The organism is Cellulomonas septica (assembly GCF_012396155.1).
GTDB classification, from domain to species: Bacteria; Actinomycetota; Actinomycetes; order Actinomycetales; family Cellulomonadaceae; genus Cellulomonas; species Cellulomonas septica.
In genome coordinates this window covers 1-6,566 of record NZ_JAAXOY010000148.1, presented here as the reverse complement: position 1 = coordinate 6,566, position 6,566 = coordinate 1, and the positions used below count along the sequence as shown (strand labels likewise).

The 6,566-nt window shown below is 72.2% G+C and carries 1 protein-coding gene and 3 pseudogenes; 1 reads left to right on the top strand and 3 read right to left on the bottom strand.

All coding sequences use genetic code 11. From position 1 onward, the window contains the following. A pseudogene (locus HGA02_RS07735) lies at positions 1–600 on the top strand (RNB domain-containing ribonuclease); the annotation flags it as partial. 297 nt (positions 601–897) lie between these two features. On the opposite strand, the pseudogene HGA02_RS20860 reads toward HGA02_RS07735, so the two are convergent. The 3 genes and pseudogenes from HGA02_RS20860 to HGA02_RS07725 all read right to left on the bottom strand — a co-directional run. Continuing rightward, positions 898–2,928 (bottom strand): annotated as a pseudogene (locus HGA02_RS20860) (galactose-binding domain-containing protein); the annotation flags it as partial. A 117-nt stretch (positions 2,929–3,045) separates the two neighbouring features. Next, positions 3,046–6,003, bottom strand: a pseudogene (secA, locus tag HGA02_RS20375) (preprotein translocase subunit SecA); the annotation flags it as partial. A gap of 5 nt (positions 6,004–6,008) precedes the next feature. Beyond that, positions 6,009–6,566: DMT family transporter (locus tag HGA02_RS07725; protein ID WP_168678536.1), on the bottom strand; the 558-nt coding region annotated here is incomplete at its 5' end.

Sequence of the window (6,566 nt, the reverse complement as noted above, 5' to 3'; positions counted from 1 at the left end):
CCCGCGCACGCCGCGCTGCTCACCGAGGCGACGACGCTGCTGCGCGGTGCCGCGTACGTCGCGTTCGACGGCGACGTGCCCGCGCAGGAGCAGCACGCCGCGCTCGCGGCCCCCTACGCGCACACGACCGCGCCGCTGCGGCGGCTCGTCGACCGGTTCGTCGGCGAGACGTGCGTCGCGCTCGTGGCCGGGAACGACGTGCCGGACTGGGTGCGGTCCGCGCTGCCCGACCTGCCCGGGCTCATGGCGGGCGGCGACCGGCGCGCCAACGAATACGAGCGCGGGTGCCTCGACCTGCTCGAGGCCGCGCTCCTGACCGGGCGCGTGGGCGACGTGTTCGACGGGGTCGTCGTCGACGCGCACGACGACCGCACGTCGGGTGTCGTCCAGCTGCGCGACCCGGTGGTGCGGGCACGCGTCGAGGGCACGGACCTGCCGGTCGGGCAGCACGTCCGCGTGCGGCTCACCGAGGCGTCGACGGCGAAGCGCACCGTCCGGTTCGCGCTCGACGGCCAGGCGACCGCCCCGGCGTCTGCGCCAGGTCCGACCTCGCACCCGACGGGCACGGCGGAGCAGCCCCCGCGCGCTGCGGAAGGCTGACCGGTGGACCTCGACGACGTCGCCGACGACCTGTCGTCGCAGGGTCGGACCCGGGGTCGCGTAGAGGCGAGGCACGCGCCGCATGCTAGGACCGGCCGCTGCATCGGGCTCGTCGAACGGTGCGCCCGCGGAGCGGCCGGCCTCTGGCTCCGGTCGGACGCCGGTCCACCCGAACGGGGCGCCCGGACCGTCAGGCCTGTCCGGCCCGTCGGGCCGTGCCCGTGCGGAGCACCCGGCCGCACGAGGCGGGCCGGATGCTCCGCACGAGGGGTCGCGCGTACCGTCGTCAGCCGACCGTCACGGGTAGCTCGCGAGGTAGGCCGGGATGGTGGCCGTCCCCTGGGCGACCCCGCCCGCGTCGTTGACGACGTGCGCGATCACGCCGTTCCCGCCGAGGGAGACCGTCAGGATGTTGTGGAACTTCACGCCCGGTCTCGTCGGTGCCTGGAACCCGCTGTCGACGACGATGCTCGGGTCGACGTTGAAGTAGCTGTACACCCCGCCGCCCCACAGCTCGTGCGTCGTGACGGAGTCGGCCACCCGGTAGCCCGCGTAGCCGCGGCGGGAGCCGTTCTGCCACGCCGCCTGGTTCGGCACGTCGTAGGGCAGCTCGTTCTGGTAGAAGATCGTCCGCCCGCGCTCGCCGTTCCAGAGGGTGTTCTCGCGCTGGTAGTGCTCGACGAACAGGCCGAGACCCAGGACGTCGTCGCCGTTGACGACCAGGCCGTACGCCGACGGGTTCTCGGTCCAGCCGACCCCGGCGCCGTGGTCGCCGCGCCACGACCAGACGTGGTCGACGATCGTGTCGTCGGAGTTCACGACGATGGCCGAGGTGACCTTGCCGGGGATCCGGCCGCCGACGCGGACGAACACGTCGTGCAGCGAGACCGGGTCGGCCGCCCGGTCGGTGTGGTTGCCGGGCGACCCGACCTGGAGCATCGCCGGCGAGCTCGTCACGCCCGCGTCGAACAGCACGCCGGCGATCCGGACGCCGTTGACGTCGCCCACCCGCAGGGCGGTCTGGCCCGCCGTCGGGACGATCGTCGCGTAGCCGAGACCGAGCACGACGGTGCCCGCGCGGTCGACGGTGATCGTCTTGTCGAGCTCGTAGATGCCGGGCGTGAGCAGCAGGTGCAGCCCCTGCGCGAGCGCGGCGTTGATGCGCTCGGCGCTGTCGCCCGGCTTCGCCACGTAGAACCGGCTCAGCGGGATCGAGGTGCCGGGCGTGTTCGGCCACGAGACGCCGCGCGCGTTCACGCGGGTCGAGGGGACGAAGACGGACAGCGACTGCCACGTCGTGCCGGTGCCGGACTGGTAGAGGTACGGCTTCTCCCGGCTGATCGGCGTGGTGTCGAGCACGGTGTGCGACGGGTTCGGGAAGTGCGGCGGCGGTGCACCCGTCACGCCCGAGAACACCATGTTCCACACCGAGCCGTCCCAGCTGCCGAGCGCCGAGTCACGGGTGTACCACTGCTGCTGCGACGCGGACCTCATGGCGCCGTCGACCTTCGAGTCGGCCGTGAACCCGCCCGACGCCCAGCCGTACGACGACGGGAAGACCGCGAGGTCGCCCGCGACGTGGACGCGCCGCATGGGTGCCGCCTGCGAGACCGCCCAGCGGTTCTCGCCGGTGAACGGCGTGATCCTGAGGTTCTCCATCGAGCGCCAGAAGTTCTGCGTCGCGTTGCCGCCGAACCACTGCGCGTCCGCCCACACGCCGCCGGTGATGTTCACGTCGTCGGGGTTGCGCCCGAGGCCCGAGATCGAGGTGTTGAAGCCGATGTGGGCCTGCACGTCGTACGTGCCGGGCGCGAAGAGGAGCTGGTCGCGGCGCGTCCCGAACTGCGCGGTCTCCTGCGCCTGGAACGTCGAGTCGAGGACGCCCTGGATCTGCGCCTGCGACATCTGCGGCGTGAAGACGTGCACGTTCGGGCCCAGGTCGCCGCCGCCGGGCAGCGGGTCGACCGGCGTGGTGCCGCCCGTGGTCGTCACGGACACCTCCCAGAGCGAGTAGCCGTACCCCGTCGCGCGCTGCGTGAGGTCGAGCCGGACGTACCGGGCCGTCCCGGTGACCGCGAGGGTCTGGACGCCGCCCGCGCCGTTCGTGACGGTCGCGGCCGGCGTCCAGTCGGTGGCGTTCGTCGACGTGAGCACGCGGAACGCGCGCGCGTACGCGCCCTCCCACCGCAGCGTCACGGCGCACAGCGGCTGCGCCGAGCCCAGGTCGACCTGCCACCACTGCGGGTCGCTGAACGCGCTCGACCAGCGCGTGGTCGTGCTGCCGTCGACGGCCGCGCTCGCGGGCGTGCCCGCGTTCTCGACCGACGACGCCGTGGCGGACTTGCCCTGGGCGACGTTCGTCGTGCCGCACGTGCCCGGGGACGTGGTCGGCGTCGGGGTCGGGGTGGTGCCCGCGGTGCCGAGGACCTCGAGCTCCCACAGCGAGTAGCCGTAACCGGTGCCGCGCGCGGTGAGATCGAGCCGCACGTACCGCGCGGTGCCCGTGACGGGCAGGGTCTGGGTGCCGCCGGCACCGTTCGTCACGGTCGCGGCGGTGGACCAGGACGACCCGTCGGTCGACGTGCGGACCGTGAACGCCTTGCCGTAGGCGGCCTCCCAGCGCAGGACGACGGACTCGAGCGTCGCGGCCGCGCCGAGGTCCACCTGGATCCACTGCGGGTCCGTGGCGACGCTGGACCACCGCGTGCCGGCGTCGCCGTCGACGGAGGGGGCCGAGTACTGCAGCGGCACACGACGCTCAGGACCGTCGAGGCCCTTTGCGACGAGGCGCCCGGCCGTCGGACCGTCGGCGACGGTCCGCGGGCCCGCGGCCGGAGCCGGCCCGGCGGCGGCAGCGGTCTGCGCGGCGGAGTCGGCCGTCACGACCGGGGCCTCCTCGGTCGGCGCGACCTGCACCTCGAGGTTGAAGAGGTACCCGACCGTCTCCTCCTTGATGGCGTCGGTCATCGCGTTGAAGAGCTGGTAGCCCTCGCGCTGGTACTCGACGAGCGGGTCGCGCTGCGCCATCGCGCGCAGGCCGATGCCCTCCTTGAGGTAGTCCATCTCGTAGAGGTGCTCGCGCCACTTGCGGTCGAGGACGGAGAGCGTGACGCGCCGCTCGAGCTGGCGCATGTTGTCCGAGCCGATCGCCGCCTCGCGGTCGGCGTAGGCGTGCTCGGCGTCGGACAGGATCTCGCGCTCGACGAGCTCACGCGTCAGACGCTGGGCGCCGCCGGCCTCCTCGACGACCTCCTCGGGCGTGATCGTCACCGGGTACACGGCCTTGAGGGCGGTCCACAGCGCCTCGAGGTCCCAGTCCTCCGGACGACCCTCGGCGGTCGCGCCGCCGATGTAGGCGGACAGCACGTCGTTGCGGAAGTGCTTGACCTGCTCGTGCAGGTCCTCACCCTCGAGCACCCGGCGCCGCTGGTCGTAGATGACCTCGCGCTGGCGGGACATGACGTCGTCGTACTTGAGGACGTTCTTGCGGATCTCGAAGTTGCGCGACTCGACCTGGGCCTGCGCGGACTGGATGCCGCGCGTGACCATCTTCGACTCGAGCGGCATGTCCTCGGGGAAGCCGGCGCGCGTCATCATCGACTCGGCGAGGCCGGAGTTGAACAGGCGCATGAGGTCGTCCTGCATCGACAGGTAGAACCGGGACTCCCCCGGGTCGCCCTGACGGCCGGAACGACCGCGCAGCTGGTTGTCGATGCGGCGCGACTCGTGGCGCTCGGTGCCGAGGACGTAGAGACCCCCGAGCTCGACGACCTCGTCGTGCTCCGCGGCGACCGCGCTCTTGGCCTTCTCGAGCGCGCCCGGCCAGGCGGCCTCGTACTCCTCCGCGTTCTCGGCGGGGTCGAGCCCGCGCGCGGCGAGGTCGGCGACGGCCATGAACTCGGCGTTGCCGCCGAGCATGATGTCGGTGCCGCGGCCGGCCATGTTGGTCGCGACGGTCACGGCGCCCTTGCGGCCGGCCTGGGCGACGATCGCGGCCTCGCGCGCGTGCTGCTTGGCGTTGAGGACCTCGTGCGGGACGCCCTGCTTGCGCAGCTTCGACGAGAGCAGCTCGCTCTTCTCGACGCTGGTGGTGCCGACGAGGACCGGCTGACCCTTCGCGTGCCGCTCGACGATGTCCTCGACGACCGCGTCGAACTTGCCGTCCTCGCTCTTGTAGACGAAGTCCTTCTGGTCGATGCGCTGCATCGGACGGTTCGTCGGGATCGGCACGACGCCGAGCTTGTACGTGCCCTGGAACTCGGCGGCCTCGGTCTCGGCCGTACCGGTCATGCCCGACAGCTTCGAGTAGAGGCGGAAGTAGTTCTGGAGGGTGATCGTGGCGAGCGTCTGGTTCTCCGCCTTGATCGTCACGCCCTCCTTGGCCTCGATGGCCTGGTGCATGCCCTCGTTGTAGCGGCGGCCGGGCAGGATGCGGCCGGTGTGCTCGTCGACGATGAGGACCTCGCCGTTCATCACGACGTAGTCCTTGTCGCGCTTGAACAGCTCCTTCGCCTTGATGGCGTTGTTGAGGAAGCCGATGAGCGGCGTGTTGAGCGACTCGTAGAGGTTGTCGATGCCGAGGTAGTCCTCGACGCGCGCGATGCCCGGCTCGAGGACGCCGACGGTGCGCTTCTTCTCGTCGACCTCGTAGTCGCGCTCCGGCTGGAGGCGCCGCACGACCTTGGCGAACTCGCCGTACCAGCGGTTGGTGTCGCCCGACGCGGGGCCGGAGATGATGAGCGGCGTACGGGCCTCGTCGATGAGGATCGAGTCGACCTCGTCGACGATCGCGAAGTTGTGGCCGCGCTGGACGAGCTCGTCGACGCTCCACGCCATGTTGTCGCGCAGGTAGTCGAAGCCGAACTCGTTGTTGGTGCCGTACGTGATGTCGGCGGCGTACTGCTCGCGGCGCTCGGCCGGCTGCTGCTGCGACAGGATGACGCCGGTCGTCAGGCCGAGGAACCGGTAGACGCGTCCCATGAGCTCGGACTGGTACTCGGCGAGGTAGTCGTTGACCGTGACGACGTGCACGCCCTTGCCGGACAGCGCGTTGAGGTAGGCCGGCGCGGTCGCGACGAGCGTCTTGCCCTCACCGGTCTTCATCTCGGCGATGTTGCCGAGGTGCAGCGCGGCGCCGCCCATGAGCTGGACGTCGAAGTGCCGCTGGCCGAGCGTGCGGCGCGCGGCCTCGCGCACCGCGGCGAACGCCTCGGCGAGCAGGTCGTCGAGGGTCTCGCCGTCGGCGAGGCGGGCACGGAAGCGGTCGGTCTCCTCGCGGAGCTCCGCGTCGGACAGCGACGTGAAGCTGTCCTCCAGCGCGTTGACCTGCTGGGCGATGCCGGACAGCTTCTTGAGGACGCGGCCCTCACCGAGCCGGAGGACCTTGTCGACGATCGTGGGCACGCGCACTACTCCCGACGTGTTCTCGCCCCTGGCACGCGCGGCGTCGGAGCGGCTGGCTGACCGGCCGCGTGGCCGGGCCCGACCATGCTAGTCGGCCCGGTCGTGGTCCGGGGCCGAAGGACGACGACCGCGCTCGCGAGGAGCACGGCACCCACGGCGCCGCCGAGCCCGAGCCGCTCGTCGAGGAGCAGGACCGCACCGACCGTGGCGGTCAGCGGCTCGAGCAGCGCGAGGAGGCTCGCGGTGGTGGCCGGCACGGTGCGCAGCCCGGTGAAATACGCGCCGTACGCGGTCGCGGTGGGCACGACGGCGAGGAACGCGAGCAGCCACCAGCCGGTCGCCGAGTCGGGCGCGCCGACGGGGTCGCCGAGGACGGGCGCGACCGCCGCGAGCAGGATTCCGCCGAGCGTGAACGCGAGCGCGGTGGTCGGCAGCGGTCCGGCCTGCGGGACGACGCGACGGCCGAGCCCGGTCATCGCGGCGAACGACGCCGCCGACACGAGCGCCAGCAGCACGCCGGCGAGCGGTGCGCGCCCGGATGATCGACACCCGCAGCGAGGGGG